This is a genomic window from Halomonas ramblicola (assembly GCF_030409215.1).
GTDB lineage: Bacteria > Pseudomonadota > Gammaproteobacteria > Pseudomonadales > Halomonadaceae > Halomonas > Halomonas ramblicola.
In genome coordinates this window covers 250,611-274,368 of the sequence record NZ_JAUFPL010000025.1, presented here as the reverse complement: position 1 = coordinate 274,368, position 23,758 = coordinate 250,611, and the positions used below count along the sequence as shown (strand labels likewise).

Below are 23,758 nucleotides of genomic sequence, written 5' to 3'. Positions count from 1 at the left end.
AGGAACAGGTGGCGCGGCTCGCGGGCCAGGGTCTCGAGCACCCGCGGGTCGCGGATGCCCTGTCCGGCGAGCCGCGCCACCATGCGGTCGCGGGTGCGCTGCGAGGTCATCCCCACGCCGCGCATCAGTTCCTCCAGGCGTTCAGGTGAGTGCATCCAGCCAGCCCTGTACGTCGGAAAGCGCCGCATGCCGGGTCAGGTCGGTCTGCAGCGGGGTGATGGAAACGAAGCCCGCCTCCACGGCGGCGAAGTCGGTGTCGGGGCCATCGTCGGCGTTCTCGCCCACGGCGGCGATCCAGTAGCGCAGCCGCCCGCGGGGGTCGCGCACCTCCTGGGGACGCGCCGCCGGGCCGCGATGGCCCATGCGGGTGACCCGGAAGCCCTGGATCTCGTCCCAGGGCAGGTCCGGCACGTTGACGTTGAGCAGGCTGCGCGGCGGCAGCGAGAGCCGGTCCGCCGCGCCCACCAGGCTCGCCGCCACCCGCCCGGCGGTGTCGAAGTGGCGATGGCCCACCAGCGACATGGCGATGGCCGCCATGCCCAGGTTACGCCCCTCCATGGCCGCCGCCACGGTACCCGAGTAGAGCACGTCGTCGCCCAGGTTGCCGCCGTGGTTGATCCCCGAGATCACCAGGTCGGGCTTCTCGTCCCAGACGCCGTTGACGCCCAGGTAGACGCAGTCCGCCGGGGTGCCGTCGACGCTGTAGAAGCCGTTGTCCAGCGCCGAGAGCGCCAGCGGCCGGCTCAGGGTCAGGGAGTTGCTGGCCCCGCTCTTGTCGCGGTCCGGCGCCACCACGCGCAGCCTCGCGTGGGGCACCAGGGCGTCATGCAGGGCGCGCAGCCCGGGGGCATGCACCCCATCGTCGTTGGAGAGCAGTAAGCGCCGCATATCAGTTCCTCTCGTGATGCGTCCCGGCCTGCAGGGTCGGGTGGGCGATCAGTTCCCTCAGTACCGCGGTGGCGAAGGCGCCCCGGGGCAGGGCGAAGGCCAGCCACAGCTCGCCCTCGCCGCGTTCCAGCCGCGGCTCGGCGAGCCGCAGGCGCAGGGGGCGACGCGCCAGGCGCACGCCGGCGCGTTCGAGCCCCGCGCACAGCCCCGGGTAGCGCTCGGCCAGCCGCGCCTCGCGGCCCCTGGCCTCACCCTCCGCCACCGAGCCGCCGGTGCCCCACAACACCCCACTGGGGTGCAGATCGAGCCGTGCCACCCGGTCCGCCAGCTCGGCATCCGGCGCCTCGACTCGGAACTGGCTGGCGGTGCCGTCGAGGACCGCCACCTCGCCCGGCAGCAGGCGATTCCAGCTGCCCTCCGCCACCCGGGCGGCCAGCAGCTCGTTGAACAGGTGGCTGCGCGCCGCCGAGAGCAGCATGCCGTCGCGATCGTCACGCTTGCGCCAGCCCCGCGACAGCAGCGCCCGGGCACGCTGCAGGTTACGCCCGTCCGGTCCGAAGCGCTGGGGGCCGAAGTAGTTGGCCACGCCCGCCTCGACCAGGCAGTGCCAGCGCGCCGCCAGTCGCTCATCGCCCGCCGCCTCGCCGGTCACCCGCAGCCGGAAGCGGTTGGCGCGATGTACCCCGCGCTTGAGCTTGCGCGGGTGGCGCGCCGCCTCCAGCACCCGGATGCCGCGCTGGGTCAGCGCCGCGTCGAGCCCCGCCGGGGCCGGGCGCCCCGGCAGTTGCACCGAGAGCCACTGGCGAGTCACGGCGACACGGTCCTTCATCCCCGAATAGCCCACCGCCCGCGGCGACACCTCGCACAGCCGGGCCAGCTCGCGCACCGCCATGGCGGTGGTCAGGTCGCGCTTCTCGACGCGGAGCCAGAGGTGCTCGCCCTCCCCCTCGGGGGCGAAGTCCAGCACCTCCTCGACCACGAAGTCCTCGGGGCGCGCGCGGTAGTCTCCCGGGAGGGGCGGACCGAACTCGGCGTCCAGTGTACGCGGCCAGGCCGGCGGCCAGTCGATGGCATCCAGGGCATCACTCACCGGTTGCGGCTCCGACCAGCAACACCACCGCCTCGGCGGCGATGCCCTCGCCGCGCCCGGTGAAGCCGAGGCGCTCGGTGGTGGTGGCCTTGACGTTGACCGCCGTGGGGCCAACGTCGAGATCCGCGGCGATGTTGGCGGCCATGGCCTCGACATGGGGCGCCAGCTTCGGCGCCTGGGCCATCACGGTGGCATCCAGGTTGCCGACCCGGTAGCCGGCCTCACGCACCCGCTCGACCACGCGACGCAGCAGGTCGCGGCTGTCGGCGCCGGCCCAGGCCGGGTCGCTGTCGGGGAAGTGGCGCCCGATGTCGCCCAGCGCACAGGCCCCCAGCAGGGCGTCGCTGATGGCGTGGAGCAGTACGTCGCCGTCCGAGTGGGCGACGAAGCCGTGGTCGAAGGGAACGGCGACGCCACCGATCATCAGGTGGTCGCCCGCGCCGAAGCGGTGGACGTCGAAGCCGTGGCCGATGCGCATCATCTCTCCGTGGCGCCCGTCGGCGCCTCTGCTGTCGGGCCCGAGGCCTGGGCGGCCAGGATCATGCCGGCCAGGGCCAGGTCCTCGGGGTGGGTGATCTTGAGGTTATCGCGACGCCCGGCCACCAGGCGCGGCGCCAGCCCCAGTGCCTCTACCGCCGAGGCCTCGTCGGTGATGGCCCGGCCCTCGGCGACGCCCTCGGCGAGTGCCCGCACCAACAGGCCGTAGCGGAAGCCCTGGGGCGTCAGGGCGTGCCACAGGCCATCCCGGGGCTCGGTGGTGGCCACCCGGCCGCTGCCGTCGTCACGCTTCATGGTATCCGCCACCGGCGCGGCCAGCAGCCCCCCGACGGCCTCCCCGGCCAGGACCTCGCCCAGCCGTCGCAGGTCCTCGACGCCGACGCAGGGCCGGGCCACGTCGTGGACCAGCACCAGGTCGTCGTCCGCCGCCTCCCCGGCGACGGCGGCGAGCGCATTGGCCACCGAGCCGGCCCGCTCGGCGCCTCCCACCACCCGCCGCCAATCGGCGAAGGGCACCCAGGCCGGATCGAACCAGGCGTCGTCGGCGTCCAGGCAGAGACACAGCCGTGCCGCCGGGAAGGCCGCATGCAGGCGCGCCAGGGTGTGGGCCATGACCGGGCGCCCGGCCAGCATCAGGTACTGCTTGGGCCGGTCGGCGCTCATGCGCCGCCCACGGCCCGCCGCGGGCACCACCAGCCAGGGCGCGCCACTCATCGGCCGGCCTCCAGGCTCGCGGCCGGCACGGGGTTGATCACCGCCTTGGCCTCCACCGCCACGTCCGGCACCCAGAAGAACTGTTCGTCGGTGCGCACCATGCCCACGTCGCTGCGCGCGCGCTCCTCGATGGCGGCCAGGCCGGTCTTGAGGTCGAGCACCTCGGCGGCCAGGCGGGCGTTGCGGTCGCGCAGCGGCTGGTTGGCCGCCTCCAGGACGGCCACCCGCTCGCGCACCTCGGCGAGGTCGCGGACCCCACCCTGCCCCAGCCAGAGCCGGTACTGCAGCAGGGCAATCAGGACCACCAGCACCGCGGCCAACCACTTGAGCATTCGACCCTTCCGTCACGACGATTCGATGGCGGGCATTATGCCATCTTCGCCGTCCGGGGGCAGGGGCAATCTCAGCCCTCCTGACGGAACGGCAGGGCCCCCTCGGCGGCCCGGCGGTAGGCGCGGACATGGGCGCGCTCCTCGGCACAGAAGCGTGCCACGGCCTCGCGCAGCCGCGGGTCGGCGACATGATGCAGCGAGGTGAGCAGCCGGGGCTCGAATCCCCGGGAGAGCTTGTGCTCGCCCTGGGTGCCGGGGTCGAAGGTGGTCAGCCCGCGCTCGAGGCAGTGCTCGATGCCCTGGTAGTAGCAGGCCTCGAAGTGCAGGCAATCGGCCAGCACCTCGCTGCCCCAGTAGCGGCCGTAGAGGGTCCGTGCGCCCTGCAGGCAGAGCGCCGCCGCCACCGGCCGCCCCTCGAGGCGCGCCTGCACCAGCAGCAGGGCCTCGGGCAGGGCGGCGCGCAACCGGCGGAAGAACTCCAGGTTGAGGTAGCCGTGGCGGCCACGCTCCCGATAGGTGATCTCGTAGCAGCGGAAGAAATGCTCGAGCGCCTCGGCGTCGATCGCCTCCCCCTCCAGGCGCTGCAGGGTCACCCCCTGGTCGGCGACGAGGCGCCGCTCGCGGCGGATCGCCTTGCGCCGCTTGGCGGTCAGGGCGGCCAGGAAGCCGGTGAAGTCGCCGTAGCCGCGGTCCCGCCACTGGAACTGCACCCCGTGGCGGGCCAGCAGACCGGGACGTGCCGCCTTCCAGACCGCCACCTCCGCGTCCTCGGCGAACAGCAGGTGCCAGCTCGAGAGTGCCGCGTCGTCCTCCCAGGCCCCGGCCAGCGCCTCGCGTGCCGCCAGCGGATCCACCCCCGGCGCGAGGGCCAGCCGCGGCCCCGGCGCCGGGGTATAGGGAATGGCCGTCAGGGCCTTGGGATAGTAGCGGCCGCCGGCCCGCTCCCAGGCATCGGCCCAGGCCCAGTCGAAGACGTATTCGCCGAAGGAGTGGTGCTTGTGATAGTGGGGCATCACCCCGACCAGCTCGCCGCCCCGCCACAGCGCCAGGTGGCGCGGCACCCAGCCGGTGGCCGGGCCTACCGAGCCGCTCGCCTCCAGGGCATGCAGGAACTCGTGGCGCAGGAAGGGATGGTCGTCGCCCACCAGGGCGTTCCAGGCGGCGGCCTCCACCGCCTCCACGGCGGGCAGGGTCTGGCGTTGCAGCTCGGGCATGGGGGCTCCCCGGGGTTGGCTGGCCGCCGGCATGACTTCCCTTACCGGCGCCGTAGCGCCTACATTGTGCCCAGACCCTCAGCGGCCTTCCATCCCCGCGACACAGGATCCGCGCATGACCGACGCCAGCGAGCTGCAGGCTCGCCTCGACGCCCAACGCCACGCCTTCCAGGCGACACCCTATCCCTGCCTGGCGACCCGTCGCGAACGCCTCGAACGGCTGGCGACCCTGACCCGCCGTCATCGCGACGAGATCATCGCGGCCCTCGCCGAGGACTTCGGCCACCGCCCCGCCATCGAGACGCGCCTGGCCGAGGTGTTCCCGCTGCTCCAGGCGGTGCGCCATGCGCGGCGGCATCTCAAGGGCTGGATGCGCCCGCGGCGCGCCGCCGTGCCCTGGCGGCTGTGGCCGGCCCGGGCGCGGGTCCACCGCCAGCCGCTGGGCGTGGTGGGCATCATGGCGCCCTTCAACTACCCGTGGAACCTCGCCTGGCTGCCGGTCGTGGACGCCCTCGCCGCCGGCAACCGGGTGCTGCTCAAGCCCAGCGAGCACACCCCGGCCACCTCCGCGCTGATGGCACGCCTGGCGGCGCGCTACTTCGCCGCGGAGGAGCTCAGCGTGGTGGAGGGCGGCGTCGAGGTCGCCCGCGCCTTCGCCGCCCTGCCCTTCGACCACCTGCTGTTTACCGGCAGCCCCCGGGTCGGCCGCGAGGTGGCCCGTGCCGCGGCCGCCAACCTCACCCCCATCACCCTGGAACTGGGCGGCAAGAGCCCGGCCCTGGTGGCCGCCGACGCCGACCTGGAGAAGGCCGCCGAGCGCATCGCCTTCGGCAAGTGGCTCAACGCCGGCCAGACCTGCATCGCCCCCGACCACGTGCTGGTCGAGGCCTCGCGTCTTACCGACTTCCTCGCCGCCATGCAGCGCAAGGTGGCGGACTTCTACCCCGACGGCGCCACCGGCGAGGACTACGCCGCCGTGCTGGGACACCGCCAGCGCGAGCGGCTCGAGGCCATGCTCGACGAGGCCCGCGACCACGGCTGCCGGGTGATCGCCCTGGGCGAGCGGGTCGAGTTGCCCGACGGCGGCGCCAAGCTGCCGCCCACCCTGGTGGTCGACCCCCACGAGGAGCTGGCGATCATGCGCGAGGAGGTCTTCGGCCCCTGGCTGCCGGTGATCGGGGTGCGCGACATGGACGCCGCCCTGGAGCGGGTGCGCCGCGGGCCTCGGCCCCTGGCCCTGTATGCCTTCACCCGGGACGCCGAACTGCGCCGCCGCCTGCTCGAGACCACCCACTCGGGCGGCGTGGTGTTCGACGACACCCTGTGGCACAACGCCGTGCCCGCCCTGCCCTTCGGCGGCGTGGGCGAGAGCGGCATGGGGGCCTACCATGGGGAGGCCGGCTTCCGGCGCTTCAGCCTGGAGCGCAGTGTCTTCGTCCAGTCGCGGCGCAGCCCGGTGGGGCTGCTCAACCCGCCATACCGGAAGTGGCTGCTGCGGCTGCTGGGGCTCTGAGGCGACCCCATCTCAAGGTAATAAAACTACAAAAAGACGGAGAATGCCGCTAGGATGGGCGAAACTCCGGAATCAATGTTGGTAAACTTACCAAACACTCGAACCACCGAGGTGCACCATGGCTAGCTCCACCCCCGCCCTGAACGCGACCGTCGCCGACGTCACCCGCCGCATCCGCGAGCGCTCCGCCGAGCGCCGTGCCCTCTACGAGCAGCGCATGGCCGACCAGCACAAGCGCGGCGTGCACCGCTCGGAGCTCTCCTGCGGCAACCTGGCCCACGGCTTCGCCGCCTGCGGCACCGAGGACAAGAACTCGCTGAAGATGATGAACAGCGCCAACCTGGGCATCATCTCCTCCTACAACGACATGCTCTCGGCCCACCAGCCGCTGGAGACCTTCCCCGAGACCATCAAGGCCGCCGCCCGCGACATGGGCTCCACCGCCCAGTTCGCCGGCGGCGTGCCGGCCATGTGCGACGGCGTGACCCAGGGCCAGCCGGGCATGGAGCTGTCGCTGTTCTCCCGCGACGTCATCGCCATGGCCACCGCCGTGGGACTGTCCCACAACATGTTCGACGCCGCCCTCTACCTGGGCGTGTGCGACAAGATCGTCCCGGGGCTGTTCATCGCCGCGGCGCGCTTCGGCCACCTGCCGGCCATGTTCGTGCCCGCCGGGCCCATGCCCAGCGGCCTGCCCAACAAGGAGAAGGCGCGCGTCCGCCAGCTGTTCGCCGAGGGCAAGGCGAGCCGCGAGGACCTGCTGGAGGCCGAGTCACAGTCCTACCACAGCCCCGGCACCTGCACCTTCTACGGCACCGCCAACTCCAACCAGCTGATGATGGAGATGATGGGCCTGCACCTGCCGGGCACCTCCTTCGTCAACCCCGGCACCGAGATGCGCGAGGCACTGACCCGCTTCGCCACCGAGCAGGCGATCCGCAACACCGAGCCGGGCGGCGACTACCGCCCCTTCTACAAGCAGATCGACGAGCGCGCCATCGTCAACGCCGTGGTCGGCCTGCTGGCCTCCGGCGGCTCCACCAACCATACCCTGCACCTGGTGGCCATGGCCGCCGCGGCGGGCCTCACCCTGACCTGGGAGGACTTCACCGACCTCTCCGCGGTGACCCCCAGCCTGATGCAGGTCTACCCCAACGGCCAGGCGGACATCAACCACTTCCAGGCCGCCGGCGGCATGAGCTACCTGTTCCGCGAGCTGATCGGCGCCGGCCTGGTGCACACCGATATCCCCACGGTGTTCGGCACCGACATGACCGCCTACACCCAGGAGCCCTTCCTCGAGGACGGCAAGCTGATCTGGCGCGAGGGCCCCGGCGAGAGCCTCGACACCGAGGTGCTGCGCGGCGTGGCCGACCCCTTCGCCCCCACCGGCGGCCTCACCGTGCTCGACGGCAACCTGGGCCGCGGCGTGATCAAGGTCTCGGCGGTGGCCGAGGAGCACCGCCTGGTGGAGGCCCCGGTCAAGATCTTCGAGGACCAGAACGAGCTCAAGGCGGCCTTCGAGGCCGGCGAACTCGACCGTGACGTCATCGCCGTGGTGCGCTTCCAGGGCCCCAAGGCCAACGGCATGCCCGAGCTGCACAAGCTGACCCCCTACCTGGGCGTGCTCCAGGACCGCGGCTACAAGGTGGCACTGGTCACCGACGGGCGCATGTCCGGCGCCTCCGGCAAGGTGCCGGCGGCCATCCATATCAGCCCCGAGGCGCTGGACGGCGGTCCGCTGGCCAAGCTGCGCGACGGCGATATCGTGCGCCTGGACGCCAACGCCGGCACCCTGGAGGCCCGGGTGGCCGCCCATACCTGGGCCGACCGCGAGAAGCGCGTCGCCGAGCTGGACCACTACCACGTGGGCCTGGGCCGCGAACTGTTCGCCGGCTTCCGCCACCTGGCCATGCGCGGCGAGGAGGGGGCCGGGGTGTTCGGCGGCTTCGAGGCCGACGACCTGGCCCGCCAGGCCGGCCAGATCCACGACGAGGACGCCTGAGGACCCGCCCGATGACACGACCCGCGCTGATCGGCGATATCGGTGGTACCAATGCGCGCCTCGCCCTGGTGACCCCGGGTGCCTTCGAGCCCCATGACATCCTGAGCCTGCCCTGCGCCGATTACCCCGGCCTGGTGGAGGCGGTGAACGACTACCTGACCCGGGTAGGGGCGGTGGGCGAGCGGGCCCCCCGCGAGGCCTGCCTGGCCTTCGCCTGCCCGATCCGCGGCGACCGGATCAAGATGACCAACAACCACTGGTCGTTCTCCCGGGCCGAGGTGCAGGAGGCGCTGGACCTGGCGCTGTTCAAGGTGATCAACGACTTCACCGCCCAGGCGCTGGGGGTGCCCCACGTGCCCGCGGCCGACCTGGTGGAGGTGCAGCCCGGCGAGGCGCTGCCCCATGCCGCCCGGCTGGTGATCGGCCCCGGCACCGGCCTGGGGGTGGCCGGGCTCTTCCCCGGCCGCCACGCCTGGATCCCGCTGCCGGCCGAGGGCGGCCACGTCACCTTCGCCCCCACCGACGAGCGCGAGCAGAACCTGCTGCGCCACTTCCGCAACCGCTACGGCCGCGTCTCGGTGGAACGCATCCTGTGCGGCCAGGGCCTGCTCGACCTCTACCTCGCCCACTGCTCGCTGAAGGGCACCAACCCCGCCTACGTCACCCCCGCCGAGGTGAGCGCGGCGGCCGGCGGGGACCCCGTGGCCCGTGATACCCTGCTGCGTTTCCTGAAGATCCTCGGCGACGTCTGCGGCGACGCGGCCCTGACCCTGGGCGCCCGGGGCGGGGTCTACCTGTGTGGCGGCATCCTGCCGCGGCTGCTCGACTGGCTGCCGCAGAGCCGCTTCCGCGAGGCCTTCGCCGACAAGGGGCGCATGAGCCCCTACACCGCGGCGCTCCCGGTGCGGGTGGTCACCGCCCCCTGGCCCGGCCTGCTGGGCGCCGCCGAGGCCCTGCACAACGAAGAGGTCGAGTAAATCGACGGAGGAGGTCCGAATGATTCCCGCGAGCCTGCGAGCCCTGCTCGACGACACCCGCGGCCAGCGCCGCGCCGACTGGGCCGGCCGCGAGGTGTGGCTGGCCAACGAGGCCTGGGGGGAGCTGGCGGTCTCGCTCCAGGGCGCCCAGGTGCTGCACTTTCTACCCAACCCCGCCGCGGGCGCCTTGCCGGCCGGCGCTCCGGCGGCTGCCGATGCCGCCCCGGAGGGCATGGCGGCCGGCGGCTGGCTATGGGTGACGCCCACGCCCCAGTCGTTGCCGGGGGCGATCCGCGGCGGCATCCCGCTGTGCTGGCCCTGGTTCGCCGACGAGCACACCGCCGACGAGTCACCGGACCGCTCCGGCCCGCTGCACGGCCCGGCGCGCAAGGCCCAGTGGCGACTCGACGCCGTGGACGAGCACGAGGAGGGCGTGGAGCTGCACCTCGCGCCGCAGGAACGCCTGCACGGCCAGCTCAGTCCCCGGGCGGTGATCCAGGCCAACGCCAACCGCCTGCACGTGGAACTGATCACCGAGCACACCGGCGAGACCCCGGTGAAGATGAGCGGTGCCCTGCATACCTATTTCGCGGTGGCCGACGCCCACGCCTGCCGCGTGGAGGGCCTGGCCGGGGCCCGCTACCTGGACAAGCTGGCCGACTTCGCCGAGCGCGAGCAGCAGGGCACGCTCGGCGTGCGTGGCCCCCTGGACCGCATCTATCACACCAACGCCGAGCTGATCCTCGACGATGGCGTCCGCCGCCTGCGCATCGCCCGCCAGGGCAGCGACTCGGCGGTGGTCTGGCACCCCGACGACGCCCTGCCGGCGGACACCCCGCCGGCGGCCGGTCGCCACTATCTCTGCGTGGAGGCGGCCAACACCCGCCTCGACCCGGTCTGGCTGGTACCCGGCGCCCAGCACCTGCTGGGCACTACCCTCTCCCGGGACGCCGGAGCGGGCGCATGAGCGGGGGCGCCGCCTTCCCGGTGCCCTTGCTGCTGGGCATGATGCGTCTGCACGAGGAGCCGGCGCTGCACGCCCCCGAGCGGCTGGCCGACTGGCTCGAGGCGCGCCTCGACGAGGGGCTCGACTGGTTCGACCATGCCGACATCTACGGCGACCACGCCGGCGAGGCGCTGTTCGGGGCCGCCCTGCGCGCCCGCCCCGCCCTGGCGAAGCGGGTGAGAGTCGTCACCAAGACCGGCATCGTCACCCCCGAGCGGGATGGTTCCCGCCCTCTTGCTCACGGTAAGGGGGTCAAGCACTACGACAGCTCCCGGGCCTATGTCACGGCGGCCATCGACGCGGCGCTGACGCGCCTGGGCATCGCGCGGCTCGACCACTTCCTGATCCATCGCCCCGACCCGCTGATGGACGCCGAGGCCACCGGCCGCGCCCTGGACGAGGCCATCGACGCCGGCAAGCTCGGCGCCGCCGGCGTCTCCAACTTCCAGCCCGAGCAGTGGCGGCGCCTGCAGGGCGCCATGCATCACCGCCTGGCGGCCCACCAGCTGCAGCTCTCCCTGGACCACAGCGCGCCGCTGTTCGACGGCCACTTCGACGCCCTGGTGGGCGACGGCCTGGCGCCCCTGGCCTGGTCGCCGCTGGGCGGCGGCCGGGTGATGACCGGCCCGGCACGCCCTACCCTGCTGGCCCTGGCCGAGCGCCTCGACGTCAGCCCCGCCGGCCTGGCCCTGGCCTGGCTGCGCGCCCTGCCCGGCCACCCGGTTCCGGTGATCGGCAGCCTCAAGGCCGAGCGCATCCGCGCCCTGCAGGCGGACGCCGGGCTGACGCTGGCGCGGGCCGACTGGTTCGCCCTGCTCGAGGCGGCCCGCGGCCACGAGGTGGCCTGACAGCGGGCCGTCCCCCAACACGCCAATACCGCCTAACGAGGACACACCCATGACGCCCATCATCGCCTTCGGCGAGGCACTCGTCGACATGCTCTCCAGCCGCCTCGGCGAGGCGGCCGGGGATGCCCCGGAGACCTTCACCCCCTATGCCGGCGGCGCCCCGGCCAACGTGGCCGTGGCCTGCGCCCGCCTGGGCGTGCCCAGCCGCTTCCTGGGCATGCTCGGCGAGGACTACTTCGGCGACTTCCTGGCCGGCGAGCTGGCCGCCCACGGGATCGACACCTCCGGGGTGGTGCGCACCCGCGAGGCGCGCACGGCGCTGGCCTTCGTCTCCCGCGACGCGGACGGCGAGCGCACCTTCGACTTCTACCGCCCGCCGGCCGCCGACCTGCTCTACCGCCTGGAACACCTGCCCGCCGGGGTCTTCTCCTCGCCCGCCATCCTGCACCTCTGCAGCAACAGCCTGACCGAGCCGGCGATCGCCGAGACCACCCTGGCCATGGCCGAGATGGCGCGCCGTGCCGGCTGCCTGGTCAGCGTCGACGCCAACCTGCGCCACAATCTCTGGGACGGCGGCGAGGCGGACATCAGCCTGGTCACCCGGCTGCTGGACGGTGCCGACCTGCTCAAGCTCTCCGGCGACGAGCTCGACTACCTGCGCGCCGACCACCCGCAGAACGCCTGGCTGGCCGAGCGTCTGGCCGCCGGCGTCAAGGCCATCGTCATCACCGATGGGCCCGGCGAGGTACGGCTCAAGGGGGTGGAGATCGAGACCCGCGTGGCGCCGCCCAGGGTGCAGGCAGTGGACACCACCGCCGGTGGCGACGCCTTTATCGGCGGCCTGCTGGCCGAGCTCGCCGACTATACCGGCGAGGCAGGCATCGAGGCGGAGTGGCATCGCGACGCCGACTTCCTGGCCCGCGCCGTGGACACCGCCTGCCGCTGCGGCGCCCATGCGGTGACTCGGCCCGGCGCCTACGCCTCCCTGCCCACCCGCGAGGACCTGGTGCGGCTGCGCCATTGATGCCGGATCATCGCACTTTTGCTTGAAACGAACGTGGTCTACAAAAACGTTTCACGGCAAGCTGCAATGAACCTTGAGGCCAGCAGGGACGCGAACAGCCCCGAAGGACTTCCTGCATGACCGAGGAGAACCCCCATGCGACAGCTCCAGTGGGGCATCCTGAGCACCGCCGGCATCGCCCGCAAGGCGATGATCCCGGCCATCCAGGTCGCCCCCAACGCGCGGCTCACCGCCATCGCCAGCGAAAGCGGCAAGGCCGGCGACGTGGCCGCCGAGTACGGTATCCCGCGCGCCCACGACAGCTTCCGCCACCTGCTGGAGGACCCCGACGTCGAGGCGGTCTACGTGCCGCTGCCCAACCACCTGCATGCCCGCTGGGTGTGCGAGGCGGCCCGCCACGGCAAGCATGTGCTGTGCGAGAAGCCCGCCGCCCTCGACGCCGAGGAGGCGCGCGCCATGCAGGCCGCCTGCGACCAGGCCGGGGTGGCGCTGATGGAAGGCTACATGTACCGCCATCATCCCCAGCACGCCCGGGCCCGGGAGATCCTGGAGAGCGGCGAGATCGGCGAGGTGCGCCAGGTGCGCGGCCTGTTCTCCTTTCCACTGGACCTGGCCTCGGACAACATCCGCCTCTCCGCCGATTCGGCCGGCGGCAGCCTGCACGACGTGGGCTGCTACCCGCTGGACGTGATCCGCCGGCTGCTGGGCATGCCCGAGGCGGTCACGGTGGTGGGCCGGGTCCCCGAGGCGCTGGGCGTGGACACCGGCGTCAACGGCGTGCTGCGCTACGCCGACGGCCGCCTGGCGGAGTTCGGCGCCAGCTTCGAACAGACCATGGTCAACCGCTACGAGGTGATCGGCAGCCACGGCAGCCTGCTGCTGCCCGCCGCCTTCCGCCCCGACAAGCAGGACGGCGTGGGCGAGCTGGTGGTCACCGACGAGCGCGGCCGCACGCGCCGCGAGCTGGTCTACGGCGACCAGTACCCCGCCCAGGTCGCGGCCTTCTCCGCCTGGGCGCTGGGCGAGGGACCGGCCCCGGACGCCCCGGAGGAGCTCGCCGACCAGGCGCGCCTGCTGGCGGCCTGCCGGCGCTCGCTGCACGAGGACCGCACGGTCAGCCTGTAACGTCCTACCCTACCTGGCCACCTGGCGCTCCGGGCGGCGCCAGCGCAGCCGCCGGGCGACCACGGTCTCGCCCGGCCGGTAGTCGCCGCGGGCCGCAGCCAGGGCGGCGCGCAGGGCCTCCGCCGAGAGGCGCTCGTAGTCCTGCAGCGCCGAGTTGACCGGCAGCGGCAGGAAGTCGAGCAGCCGGCTGTCGCCGAAGGTGGCCAGGCGCAGCGCCGTCGGCAGCCCCCCCTCCTCCAGCAGCACGTCGAAGACCCCGTCGAGCAGGGTGTAGGAGGCGGTGATCAGGGCGTCGGGCAGGCCCCGGGCATCGAGCAGCTCGCGCATCAGCCGCGCGCCCTCGTCGCGGTCGTAGCGCTCACCGCAGACCGGGATCGCCTCGGCGTCGCTGCCCTCGAGGGCGCGGTAGAAGCCGGCGCGGCGCTCACGGGTGATGGAGATGCCCGGCACCGCATCCAGCCAGGCCACGCTGGCCACGCCCTCGCCGAGGACCGAGCGGCTCAGGCGCTCGGCGGCCTCGCCGTCGTTGCTCACCACGCAGGCGAAGCGCGCGGGATCGAAGCCGCGGTCCACGGCGATGACCGGCAGGCCGTCGGCCATCAGTTCGGCATAGAAGGGATCGTCCGGCGGCAGGCTGCTGGCGGTGATCAGCACCTCGCAGCGCTGGGCACGCAGGGCCAGGGCCAGGTCACGCTCGCTCTCCGGGCGGTCGTCGGAGCCGACAATCAGCAACTGGTAGCCCTGTTCCCGGGCGCCGCGCTCCAGGCGCTTGGCCAGGCGCGCATAACTGACGTTCTCCAGGTCGGGCACGATCAGCCCCAGGATACGGCTCGAGCCGCGGCGCAGGGCCGCGGCCTGGGCATCCACCCGGTAGCGATGCTTGTGGACCACGGCCATCACCCGCGCCACGGTCTCGTGGCTGATGCGCTTCTCCTCGGCCTTGCCGTTGACGACATAGCTGGCGGTGGTGCGCGAGACACCGGCCAGGCGAGCGATCTCGGCGAGCGTCATGGGGTCACCTCGTCAATGCAGTGACACGATTCTACTGCACTCGGGCGCCCTTGGCTGCCCACCCTCCCCCTACCAATGTCGAATACGATTCGACTTGCCAGATCGCATGAATCGATCCAGCCTTAGCGGCATGGTGACACGATTCACTAACGGGAGACACCCATGCTGACCCTACGCCAGGACGACATCCTGCTCGGCTGCGAGGCCGGCGACTGGCAAGGCGCCCTCGACCGCGCCGCCGATGCCCTGCAGCAGGCCGGCCTTACGGCCGCCGCCTATCGCGACGGCCTCTACGCCCGCGAGTCCCAGTCCTCCACCTTCCTCGGCAACGCCATCGCCATCCCCCACGGCACCCCGGAGAGCCGCGAGCACGTCAAGGCTACCGGGGTCCGCGTGCTGCAGTTCCCCCAGGGCATCGAGTGGCACGACGGCAACCGCGTCCACGTGCTGGTGACCATCGCCGCCCAGAGCGACGAGCACCTCGACATCCTGCGCCAGCTCACCCATGTGCTGGACCGCGAGGGCGTCGCCGAACGCCTGGCCGGCGCCGACTCCCGCGCCGAGATCGCCGGCCTGCTCTCCAAGGCGGTGGTGGAGGCGCGCCTGGACGCCGACACCCTGTGCCTGGGCTTCCCCGCCCGCGACGCCCACGAGCTGGCCCTGGCCGCTGCCGCCCGGCTGCGCCAGGCCGGCTGCGTGGAGAACGACTTCGTCGCCGCCGTGGCCGGTCAGACGCCCCGCCCCCTGGGCCAGGGCCTGTGGCTGGTGGGCAGCGACCGAGGCGTGACGACGCCGGCCCTGGCGCTCGCCACTCCTGAGGGGACGCCGCACGAGGACGGCGAGCCGCTGGCCGGCGTGGCCTGCCTGGCCGCCCAGGGCGACGCCCACCGCGGCCTGCTCGAGCGCCTCGTCAGCCTGCTGGAGAACGGCAGCGCGGGTGAGCTGGCCGGCGCCGGGGCCGCCACCGTGCTGGCCCGCCTGGCCGGCGAGAGCGCCGCGGCCCGGACCCGCCAGGTGCGGGTGCTCAACGCCCACGGCCTGCACGCCCGCCCCGCCAAGCAGCTGATCCAGGTGGCCCGCGAGCAGGACCTGCCGATCCGTGTGCGCCTGGCCGAGGGCGGCGGTCAGGCGGTGTCGGCCACCAGCCTGACCAAGGTGATCAACCTCGGCGCCCGTCGCGGCCAGCTGCTGCAGTTCTCGCTGGACGGCGACGACATCCCCGCCGACGCCGCCGAGCGCGCCCTGGACGCCGTCTGCCGGGCGGTGACCGAGGGCCTGGGCGAGGCGGTGACGCCCTTCGACGAGAGCCGCGAGCACCACCTGCCCGAGCCCGAGGTGGAGATCCTGCCGCTGCCCGAGGACGAGCCCCAGGGGGCGGTGGCCGCCTCGCCGGGCCTGGCCATCGCCCCGGCCTTCGTGCTGCGCACCCCGCGCCTCGACTACCCCGAGCGGGCCGGCGATCCCGCCGCCGAGAACCGCCGCCTCGACGCCGCCATCCGCGAGGGCGCCGAGCAGCTCGAGGCCCTGGTGCAGGAGGCCCGCGGCGGCGAGGTGGCGCAGATCCTCTCCATGCACGAGGAGATGCTCGGCGACCCCGAACTGCACCAGGCCGCCCGCGAGGGCATCGGCGAGGGCGCCTCCGCCGAGGCCGCCTGGTGGAACGCCATCGAGACCGCCGCCCACGCCCAGGAGATGCTCGCCGACCGCCTGCTGGCCGAGCGCGCCGCCGACCTGCGCGACGTGGGTCGAAGAGTGCTGGGCATCCTGTGCAATGTCGAGATGCCCGAGCCGCCGGACGAGCCCTATATCCTGGTGGCCGACGACCTGGGTCCCTCCGACGTGGCGCGCCTCGACACCACCCGGGTGCGCGGCCTGCTCACCGCCCGTGGCGGTGCCACCGCGCACAGCGCCATCCTGGCGCGGGCGCTGGGCATCCCCGCCGTGGTGGGGGCCGGTGAACGGGTGCTGACGCTCGCCAACGACACCATGCTGGTCCTCGACGGCGAGCGCGGCCGCTTCACCGCCAAGCCATCGGCCGAGCGCCTGTCGAGCGCCGAGCAGCGCCTGGCCGAACAGCGCCGCCGCGAGGCCGAGGCCTGGGAGGCCCGCCACCAGACCGCCGCGACCCGCGACGGCCACCGCGTCGAGGTGGCCGCCAACCTGGGCAACACTGCCCACGCCTTGGATGCCGTGGAGCGCGGTGCCGAGGGGGTCGGGCTGCTGCGCACCGAGTTCATCTTCATGGCGCATGCTGCGATGCCCGACCTGGAGACCCAGGTCGAGGAGTATCGCGAGGCCACCGACGCCCTGGACGGCCGCCCGCTGGTGGCCCGCACCCTGGACGTGGGCGGCGACAAGCCGCTGCCCTACTGGCCGGTGCCCCAGGAGGACAACCCCTTCCTGGGCCTGCGCGGCATCCGCCTGGCGCTGACCCGCCCCGAGGTGCTGGAGACCCAGCTCAAGGCCCTGCTGCTGGCCAGTGCCGGCCGCCCCCTGCGCATCATGCTGCCGATGGTCAAGGACGTCAGCGAGTTCCGCGCCGCCCGCGCCATCTTCGACCGCCTGCTCGAGGAGTTGCCCGAGGCCGAGCGCGCCAGCGATGTCCAGCTCGGGGTGATGATCGAGATCCCCTCCGCGGCGCTGCTGGCCCCGACCCTGGCCCCCGAGGTGGACTTCTTCTCGGTGGGCACCAACGACCTGACCCAGTACACCCTGGCCATCGACCGCGGCCATCCCGAGCTCTCCGCCCAGTCCGACGGCCTGCATCCGGCGGTGCTCAAGCTGATCGAGATGACCGTCCAGGCCGCCCACGCCCAGGGCAAGTGGGTCGGGGTCTGTGGCGAGCTGGGCAGTGACGCCACGGCGGTGCCGGTGCTGGTGGGCCTGGGGGTCGACGAGCTCTCGGTGAGCGCCCGCCAGGTGCCGCTGGTCAAGGCCCGGCTGCGCGAATTCGACCTCGCCGAGGCCCGCAGCCAGGCCGCGCTGGCCCTGGCCCAGCCCACCGCCGAGGCGGTGCGCGACGCCCTGGAGGTACGCTGATGGCCCGGATCCTCACCCTCACCCTGAACCCGGCGCTGGACCTCTCGGTGAGCCTCGAGCGGCTCGCGCCCGGGGCGGTCAACCGCACCCGCGAGACCCATCTCGAGGCCGCCGGCAAGGGCGTCAACGTCGCCCGGGTGCTGGTCGCCCTGGGCCACGAGGTCACGGTGTCGGGCTTCCTCGGCGCCGACAACGACGGCCCCTTCCTGCGCGCCTTCGAGGCGCTGGGCGTGGAGGACGCCTTCCTGCGCGTGCCCGGCGAGACCCGCATCAACGCCAAGCTCTCCGAGGCCGACGGCCGGGTCACCGATATCAACGGCCCCGGCGCCGCCATCGGCGATGACGCCTGGCAGCGCCTGCTCGACTGGCTCGACGCCCGCCTGGCCAACCCCGAACGGCGCCCCGCCGCGGTGGTGATCGCCGGCAGCCTGCCCCCCGGGGTCACCCCGGAACGCCTCGCCGCACTGATCGAGCACCTGCGCGGCGAGGGCCTGCCGGTGTGGGTCGACACCAGCGGCGCGGCACTGGCCCGGGCCATCGCGGCCCGCCCCACCGCGGTCAAGCCCAACGAGGACGAGCTGGCAGACTGGGCCGGCCAGGCCCTGGAGTCACCCGAGGCCCGGGTCAAGGCCGCGCTGCGCCTCTATGCCGCCGGCGTCGAGGAGGCGCTGATCTCCGCCGGCCCCGACGGGGTGCTGTGGGTCAGCGGCCGAGGCGCCTGGCAGGCAGTGCCACCGCGCATGGAGGTCGCCAGCACCGTGGGCGCCGGCGACACCCTGCTCGCCGCCCTGCTCCACGGCGTCGTCGAGGGCCACACCCCGGAGCAGACCCTGCGCCTGGCCACGGCGCTCTCCGCCGAGTCCGTCCGCCACGTCGGCGTGGGTGATCCCCGCGCCACCGACTTCCCCTACCTCCAACAACAGACCCGCGTGCGTCGCCTCAACGACGTGGACGCGGGGGGAGCCATCGCATGAACGTCATCATCGTCACCGCCTGCCCCAGCGGCATGGCCACCACCTTCCTCGCCGCGCGCCGCCTGGAACAGGCCGCCCGCCGCCTGGGCTGGACGCCCAGCGTCGAAATGCACGGCGAGCTCGAACCCACCCGGCCCGTCTCGGCCGACGACATCGCCAGCGCCGAGCTGGTCATCGTCGCCGCCGACCGGGTGCCGGCCCCCGAGCGCTTCGCCGGCAAGCGGCTGTTCCGCGCCGCCATCGACCAGGCACTGCCCGATCCCGACGCCTTCCTGGCCCGCGCCGAGCGCGAGGCGGAGGCGTTCGAGCCCGGTGACCAGGCGCCTGCCGCCCAGGCCGCGCCCGCGGCGCCCGGCGGCAAGCGCGACGGCGCCCGAAAGATTGTCGCCGTGACCGCCTGTCCCACCGGCGTGGCCCACACCTTTATGGCCGCCGAGGCCCTGTCCGAGGCGGGAAAATCGCTGGGCCACGAGATCCGCGTGGAGACCCAGGGCTCGGTGGGCGCCCAGGACCAGCTCACCGACGCGGAGATCGAAGCCGCCGACCTGGTGATCCTGGCCTGCGACATCGAGGTGGACCCCACCCGCTTCGCCGGCAAGCGCGTCTACCGCACTTCCACCGGCAATGCCCTGAAGAAGCCCCGCCCGACCATCGAGGCGGCCCTGGAGAACGCCGAGGTGGAGAGCACCGGCGGCGCCTCCTCCGGCCGCGGCGAGGCCCAGAAGAGTCTCAAGGAGAAGGGGGTCTACAAGCACCTGCTCACCGGCGTCTCCTTCATGCTGCCCATGGTGGTGGCCGGCGGCCTGCTGATCGCGCTCTCCTTCGTGTTCGGCATCGAGGCCTTCCAGGAGGAGGGCACCCTGCCCGCGGCGCTGATGCAGATCGGCGGCGGCACCGCCTTCGCCCTGATGATCCCGGTGCTGGCCGGCTACATCGCCTACTCCATCGCCGACCGCCCCGGCATCGCCCCGGGCATGATCGGCGGCATGCTGGCCTCGGAGATCGGCGCCGGCTTCATCGGCGGCATCCTCGCCGGCTTCCTGGCCGGCTACGTGGCCAAGGCGGTGGCGACCCACGTCAAGCTGCCGGCCAGCGTCGAGTCCCTCAAGCCGATCCTGATCATCCCCCTGGTGGCCAGCCTGGTGACCGGCCTGGTGATGATCTACATCGTCGGCGAGCCGGTAGCCGGCATCCTCTCCGCCCTGACCGCCTTCCTCGAGGGCATGGGCTCCACCAACGCCGTGCTGCTGGGCATCCTGCTCGGCTCGATGATGTGCTTCGACCTGGGCGGGCCGGTCAACAAGGCCGCCTACACCTTCGGCGTCGGCCTGCTGGCCTCCGAGACCTACGGCCCCATGGCGGCGATCATGGCCGCCGGCATGGTCCCGGCCATCGGCATGGGCATCGCCAGCTTCGTGGCGAAAGGCAAGTTCTCCGAGCCGGAGCGCGAGGCGGGCAAGGCCTCCTTCGTGCTGGGCTTCTGTTTCATCAGCGAGGGCGCCATCCCCTTCGCCGCCAAGGACCCGCTGCGGGTGATCCCGGTGTGCATGGTGGGCGGCGCGATCACCGGTGCCCTCTCCATGCTGGTGGGCGCCAAGCTGATGGCCCCCCACGGCGGCATCTTCGTGCTGCTGATCCCCAACGCCATCACCCCGGTGCTGCTCTACCTGGCGGCCATCGTCATCGGCTCGCTGGTCACCGGCCTGGGCTATGCGGCGATCAAGCGCGGCGGCCAGCCGGTGGCGGTGGAGGCCAGCGCCTGACCGCCCCACCGGGGCATCACCGCCACTTTTATTACCACCATCATCGCAACCAAGGGGGCAGGCCAGTTGGCCTGCCCCTTTCTCTTCAACGCGCCGCCTCAGCCGGTCAAGGCGCGGTAATCGAGCGCCTCGACCCGGCACTCGCCGGCGGTGACCGCCAGGGCCAGCGGGCGCCCCGCCGGCACGGCGAAGCTCAGTTGGGTGATGGCCAGCCGGCCGCCGTCGAGCAGCAGCTCCAGCGAGCCGTCGTCCACCAGCCACTCCAGTTCGACGCCCTGGCCGTCCAGGCGACCGACCGCCTGGTCGTGGGGGAAATGGGTGTCGAATGCGTCATCCCCGTTCTGGCCCCGGCGACGGTGACGCACCGCGACCCCGGCCTCGTCGGCGACCAATTCCAGCGCCTGGTGCTCGCCCTGCTGAAGGTCCAGCGACAGGCTCGCCCCGACGGTGAGCTCCAGCACCATCCGCCCATGGGCAACCCGGGCCCCGCCCTCGAGCAGCACATGGCAGCCGGCAGCCAGCGACCGTTCCGGTGGGGCGACGGCCACCGCTTCGGCGGCCCGCGCTCGCCACTCCCGGGCGAAGGCCTGGCGCAGCCGAACGCCCTCGGGTGTGGCGACAAGGGTGAGCTCCCGCGGGAAGCTCATGGCACCGCGCCAACCCGCCTCGGGGATGCGGTCGGCATAAAGCCAGTTGTTCAGCCAGGCGATGGCCAGGCGCCGGCCGTCTTCGGCGGGCAGGTCCGACCAGCTCTGCACGGCGTAGAAGTCGCGTCCCGCGTCCATCAGCAACACCGTCTCGGCCGGATGGTCGTTGTGGAAGCGCGCGCCGTCGAAGCGGCCGACGAAGTACTGGGTGAAGGAGCCGAAGGGATTGTCGTCGCTGGCGCCGATGCCCACCACCAGCACCCAGCGGGTTTCGGGCTCGCCCTCGGCGGCGCCCTCGACCGGCAGTTCGAAGAGCTCCGGACACTCCCAGGGGTGGGCGGTATGGGTGCCCTGCCCTTCGCCGAACTCGCTGGCCAGGCGCCAGTCGAGCAGGTTCGCGGAGACATAGAAGCGGATGACCTGGCCGCAGGCCAGGGCCATCACCCAGCGCCGGCTGGGCGCGTGCCAGATCACCTTGGGGTCGCGGAAGTCCTTGAAGCCGGGGCCGGCGATGATCGGATTGCCCGCATACCTCTGCCAGCTGCGCCCGCGGTCGCGGCTGTAGGCCAGGCACTGCTCCTGGACATAGTCGTCGGGATCCTCGGACGCGACCCGATGCACGGTATAGAAGGCCAGCAACCCCGGCTCGCCGTCGAACAGGCCGCTGGTGTCGTGCCGGTCGACGATGGCGCTGCCCGAGAAGCACATGCCGGCCTTGTCCGGCGCCATTGCCGGGGCCAAGTGCTCCCAGCGACACAAGTCGCGGCTCACCGCATGGCCCCAGTGCATGGGGCCCCAGACCCGGTCATGGGGATGGTACTGGTAGAAGAGGTGGTACTCCCCCGCGAAGTACACCAGGCCATTGGGGTCGTTCATCCAGCCCTGGGGCGGGGTGAAGTGCAGGGCCGGGCGCTCGGGGGCCGCACAGGGGACGGTCGGTCGCCTATCGGCGCGTCGGGACGGGGCTATCATGGTGTCTCGGTTCCCTCCTCGATCTGAACTTAATCGTTTCAGATACTCTAGCATGTCCCGCGTCCCGCTCCGACACTTCACGGCCAATCCACCGACCGCTCCGCGGCGAGCCCTGACGAGGCGTGGCTTGCCAAAATGTCAGACATTTAATAGGCTATCCTTATCGTCACGCTCAGGAGCGCTTCCCCATGACCCTGGATGGCCTGCCCCAGCACCGCGGCGGCGCCGAGGAGCTGGCCCGGCTGCTGGCCCGGGCGCTGCTCGCCGGCCGCTGGCAGCCCGGCGACGCCTTCCCGCGCGAACTGGACCTCTGCGCCCACTTCGCGGTGAGCCGCAACCAGGTGCGCAATGCGTTGGCCAGCCTCACTGCCACCGGCCTGCTCGAACGCACCGCCGGCCGCGGCACGGTGGTGCGGGCGGTAAGCGACTGGCACCTGCTCGACCCCTTGATCAGCGACTGGATGACCGGCATCGACAGCCTGGATCCCAAGCTCGTGCGCGAGATCTTCGCCTTTCGCTACTCGGCGGAGCCGGTGGTGGCGCGGCTCGCCGCCGAGGCCGCCGAGGCGGCGGACCTCGAGCGGCTGGAGGCCGCCTTCCGGGGCATGACCCGTACCGCCACCGATCCCGCGGCGCGCGGCCTGCATGCCGAGTACGACGTGGCCTTCCACGACGCCATCTACCTGGCCAGCCACAACCTGGTATGGCGCCAGATGGGCCACCTGCTGCGCCCCTCGATCATCGCCCTGATCCAGAGCTCCCAGGCCCAACGCGAGCACGAGGGGCTGGACGATAGCCTGACGCGCCACGGCCGGGTGCTGGAGGCGATCCGCCGCCGCGCTCCGGCCGCCGCCGAGCGTGCCGCCCGCGAGGTGCTGCTGCGCACCGCCATCGACCTGGGCATCGTCGAGGAAGCCGTGGCCGAACCCCAACACTGACCCCGAGGAATTCCCATGAAGATCACCCGACTCAAGACCTGGCAGGTGCCGCCGCGCTGGCTGTTCCTCAAGATCGAGACCGATGCGGGTTGCTACGGCTGGGGCGAGCCGGTCATCGAGGGCCGCGCCGCCACCGTGGAGGCCGCCGTCCACGAGCTGGCCGACTACCTGGTCGGCCAGGACCCGCACCGCATCGAGCACCTCTGGAACACCATGTACCGCGCCGGCTTCTACCGCGGCGGCCCCATCCTGATGAGCGCCATCGCCGGCATCGACCAGGCGCTGTGGGACCTCAAGGGCCGCGACCTGGGGGTGCCGGTGTATCAGTTGCTGGGCGGCGCGGTGCGCGACCGGATGCGCATGTACGCCTGGACCGGCGGCGACCGCCCCAGCGACGTGGGCACCGGCGCCAGGACCCTGGTCGACCAGGGCTTCACCGCCTTCAAGATGAACGGCACCCCGGAGATGCAGATCGTCGACAGCCACCGCAAGGTCGACGAGGCGGTGGCGCGCGTCGCCGAGGCCCGCCAGGCCGTGGGCCCCGACGTGGGCATCGGCATCGACTTCCACGGCCGGGTGCACCGCCCCATGGCCAAGGCGCTGTTGCGCGAGCTGGAACCCTTCCACCCGATGTTCGTCGAGGAGCCAGTGGCCCCCGAGCACCTGCCCTGCCTCAAGCAGATCGCCGGCGGGCTGGGCTACCCGCTGGCCACAGGCGAGCGGCTGCACACCCGCTTCGAGTTCCGCGACCTGCTGGCCGACGGCATGATCGACATCGTCCAGCCCGATCTCTCCCACTGCGGCGGCATCAGCGAAGGCATGAAGATCGCCGCCCTGGCCTCGGCCCATGACGTGGCGCTGGCCCCCCACTGCCCGCTCGGCCCGCTGACCCTGGCCACCTCGCTGCATGTGGATGCGGTCTGCCACAACGCCTTCATCCAGGAACAGAGCATGGGCATCCACTACAACCAGGACAACGACGTGCTCGACTACCTGGTCGACAAGTCGGCGCTGGCCATCGAGGACGGCTTCTGCGCCATCCCCCAGGGCCCGGGGCTGGGCGTGGAGATCGACGAGGCCTTCGTCGAGGAGCGCGCCAAGGTCGGCCACCGCTGGCGCAATCCGGTGTGGACCCACGAGGACGGCTCCATCGCGGAATGGTGAAGGGTGAGGTGAGAGG

20 protein-coding genes and 1 pseudogene are annotated in these 23,758 nt (G+C 72.6%); 12 read left to right on the top strand and 9 right to left on the bottom strand.

Annotated elements, in window-relative coordinates; genetic code table 11:
- The 7 genes and pseudogenes from QWY80_RS10060 to QWY80_RS10030 form a co-directional block, all read right to left on the bottom strand.
- Window positions 1-155, bottom strand: a pseudogene (locus QWY80_RS10060) (protein-L-isoaspartate(D-aspartate) O-methyltransferase); the annotation flags it as partial.
- Complete coding sequence (gene surE, locus QWY80_RS10055) at window positions 142-888, bottom strand: 5'/3'-nucleotidase SurE (RefSeq protein WP_290230962.1); 747 nt, start codon at window positions 886-888, stop codon at window positions 142-144. The gene surE and the pseudogene QWY80_RS10060, both read right to left, overlap by 14 nt.
- A 1-nt stretch (window position 889) precedes the next feature.
- Window positions 890-1,978: a tRNA pseudouridine(13) synthase TruD gene (truD, locus tag QWY80_RS10050; protein ID WP_290230960.1), complete on the bottom strand. Its 1,089-nt coding sequence runs from the start codon at window positions 1,976-1,978 to the stop codon at window positions 890-892.
- Window positions 1,971-2,456 (bottom strand): 2-C-methyl-D-erythritol 2,4-cyclodiphosphate synthase, encoded by a 486-nt coding sequence (gene ispF, locus QWY80_RS10045; RefSeq protein WP_290231018.1) that lies wholly within the window; start codon window positions 2,454-2,456, stop codon window positions 1,971-1,973. Before ispF ends, truD begins: the two co-directional genes overlap by 8 nt.
- Window positions 2,456-3,190, bottom strand: a complete 735-nt coding sequence (gene ispD, locus QWY80_RS10040; RefSeq protein WP_290230958.1) for a 2-C-methyl-D-erythritol 4-phosphate cytidylyltransferase — start codon at window positions 3,188-3,190, stop codon at window positions 2,456-2,458. The genes ispF and ispD overlap by 1 nt, the downstream gene beginning before the upstream one ends.
- Entirely contained in the window at window positions 3,187-3,522 is a 336-nt protein-coding gene (gene ftsB, locus QWY80_RS10035; protein WP_290230956.1) for a cell division protein FtsB, read from the bottom strand. Before ftsB ends, ispD begins: the two co-directional genes overlap by 4 nt.
- Window positions 3,523-3,593: 71 nt before the next feature.
- Window positions 3,594-4,736 carry a GNAT family N-acetyltransferase gene (locus QWY80_RS10030; protein WP_290230953.1) on the bottom strand — a complete coding sequence of 381 codons (1,143 nt, stop codon included), beginning with the start codon at window positions 4,734-4,736 and terminating at the stop codon, window positions 3,594-3,596.
- Window positions 4,737-4,851: 115 nt separating this feature from the next.
- Here QWY80_RS10030 and QWY80_RS10025 point away from each other — a divergent pair, with 115 nt between their 5' ends.
- The 7 genes from QWY80_RS10025 to QWY80_RS09995 all read left to right on the top strand — a co-directional run bounded on the left by QWY80_RS10025 (window position 4,852) and on the right by QWY80_RS09995 (window position 13,234).
- The gene (locus QWY80_RS10025) at window positions 4,852-6,249 is read left to right on the top strand and encodes a coniferyl aldehyde dehydrogenase (RefSeq protein ID WP_290230951.1); all 1,398 of its coding nucleotides are present in this window, start codon (window positions 4,852-4,854) and stop codon (window positions 6,247-6,249) included.
- 118 nt (window positions 6,250-6,367) lie between these two features.
- Window positions 6,368-8,254: a phosphogluconate dehydratase gene (edd, locus tag QWY80_RS10020; protein ID WP_290230949.1), complete on the top strand. Its 1,887-nt coding sequence runs from the start codon at window positions 6,368-6,370 to the stop codon at window positions 8,252-8,254.
- A gap of 11 nt (window positions 8,255-8,265) precedes the next feature.
- On the top strand, window positions 8,266-9,231 hold the full coding sequence (gene glk, locus QWY80_RS10015; RefSeq protein WP_290230947.1) for a glucokinase: 966 nt from the start codon (window positions 8,266-8,268) through the stop codon (window positions 9,229-9,231).
- A 19-nt stretch (window positions 9,232-9,250) separates the two neighbouring features.
- On the top strand, window positions 9,251-10,198 hold the full coding sequence (locus QWY80_RS10010) for a D-hexose-6-phosphate mutarotase (RefSeq protein WP_290230945.1): 948 nt from the start codon (window positions 9,251-9,253) through the stop codon (window positions 10,196-10,198).
- On the top strand, window positions 10,195-11,085 hold the full coding sequence (locus tag QWY80_RS10005) for an aldo/keto reductase (RefSeq protein WP_290230943.1): 891 nt from the start codon (window positions 10,195-10,197) through the stop codon (window positions 11,083-11,085). The genes QWY80_RS10010 and QWY80_RS10005 overlap by 4 nt, the downstream gene beginning before the upstream one ends.
- A gap of 49 nt (window positions 11,086-11,134) precedes the next feature.
- Window positions 11,135-12,109 carry a carbohydrate kinase family protein gene (locus QWY80_RS10000; protein WP_290230940.1) on the top strand — a complete coding sequence of 325 codons (975 nt, stop codon included), beginning with the start codon at window positions 11,135-11,137 and terminating at the stop codon, window positions 12,107-12,109.
- Window positions 12,110-12,244: 135 nt separating this feature from the next.
- Window positions 12,245-13,234 carry a Gfo/Idh/MocA family protein gene (locus QWY80_RS09995; RefSeq protein ID WP_290230939.1) on the top strand — a complete coding sequence of 330 codons (990 nt, stop codon included), beginning with the start codon at window positions 12,245-12,247 and terminating at the stop codon, window positions 13,232-13,234.
- A 9-nt stretch (window positions 13,235-13,243) separates the two neighbouring features.
- Here the strand turns inward: QWY80_RS09995 and cra are convergent, their stop codons facing one another.
- Window positions 13,244-14,245 (bottom strand): catabolite repressor/activator, encoded by a 1,002-nt coding sequence (gene cra, locus QWY80_RS09990; RefSeq protein ID WP_290230937.1) that lies wholly within the window; start codon window positions 14,243-14,245, stop codon window positions 13,244-13,246.
- A 162-nt stretch (window positions 14,246-14,407) separates the two neighbouring features.
- Here cra and ptsP point away from each other — a divergent pair, with 162 nt between their 5' ends.
- The 3 genes from ptsP to QWY80_RS09975 are packed head-to-tail and all read left to right on the top strand — an operon-like array spanning window position 14,408 to window position 20,021.
- Entirely contained in the window at window positions 14,408-17,284 is a 2,877-nt protein-coding gene (gene ptsP / locus QWY80_RS09985) for a phosphoenolpyruvate--protein phosphotransferase (protein ID WP_290230935.1), read from the top strand.
- A complete protein-coding gene (gene pfkB / locus QWY80_RS09980) occupies window positions 17,284-18,258 on the top strand; it encodes a 1-phosphofructokinase (protein WP_290230933.1) in 975 nt (324 codons plus the stop codon). The genes ptsP and pfkB overlap by 1 nt, the downstream gene beginning before the upstream one ends.
- Window positions 18,255-20,021, top strand: coding sequence for a PTS fructose-like transporter subunit IIB (locus QWY80_RS09975; RefSeq protein ID WP_290230931.1), 1,767 nt, complete (start codon window positions 18,255-18,257; stop codon window positions 20,019-20,021). Before pfkB ends, QWY80_RS09975 begins: the two co-directional genes overlap by 4 nt.
- 98 nt (window positions 20,022-20,119) lie before the next feature.
- On the opposite strand, the gene QWY80_RS09970 is transcribed toward QWY80_RS09975, so the two are convergent.
- Window positions 20,120-21,640, bottom strand: coding sequence for a glycoside hydrolase family 32 protein (locus tag QWY80_RS09970; protein ID WP_290230929.1), 1,521 nt, complete (start codon window positions 21,638-21,640; stop codon window positions 20,120-20,122).
- Window positions 21,641-21,828: 188 nt separating this feature from the next.
- On the opposite strand from QWY80_RS09970, the gene QWY80_RS09965 reads away from it, so the two are divergent.
- Window positions 21,829-22,578, top strand: a complete 750-nt coding sequence (locus QWY80_RS09965) for a FadR/GntR family transcriptional regulator (RefSeq protein ID WP_290230927.1) — start codon at window positions 21,829-21,831, stop codon at window positions 22,576-22,578.
- Window positions 22,579-22,593: 15 nt separating this feature from the next.
- Window positions 22,594-23,742 (top strand): galactonate dehydratase, encoded by a 1,149-nt coding sequence (gene dgoD / locus QWY80_RS09960; protein WP_290230926.1) that lies wholly within the window; start codon window positions 22,594-22,596, stop codon window positions 23,740-23,742.
- The last annotated feature ends 16 nt before the right edge of the window (window positions 23,743-23,758 follow it).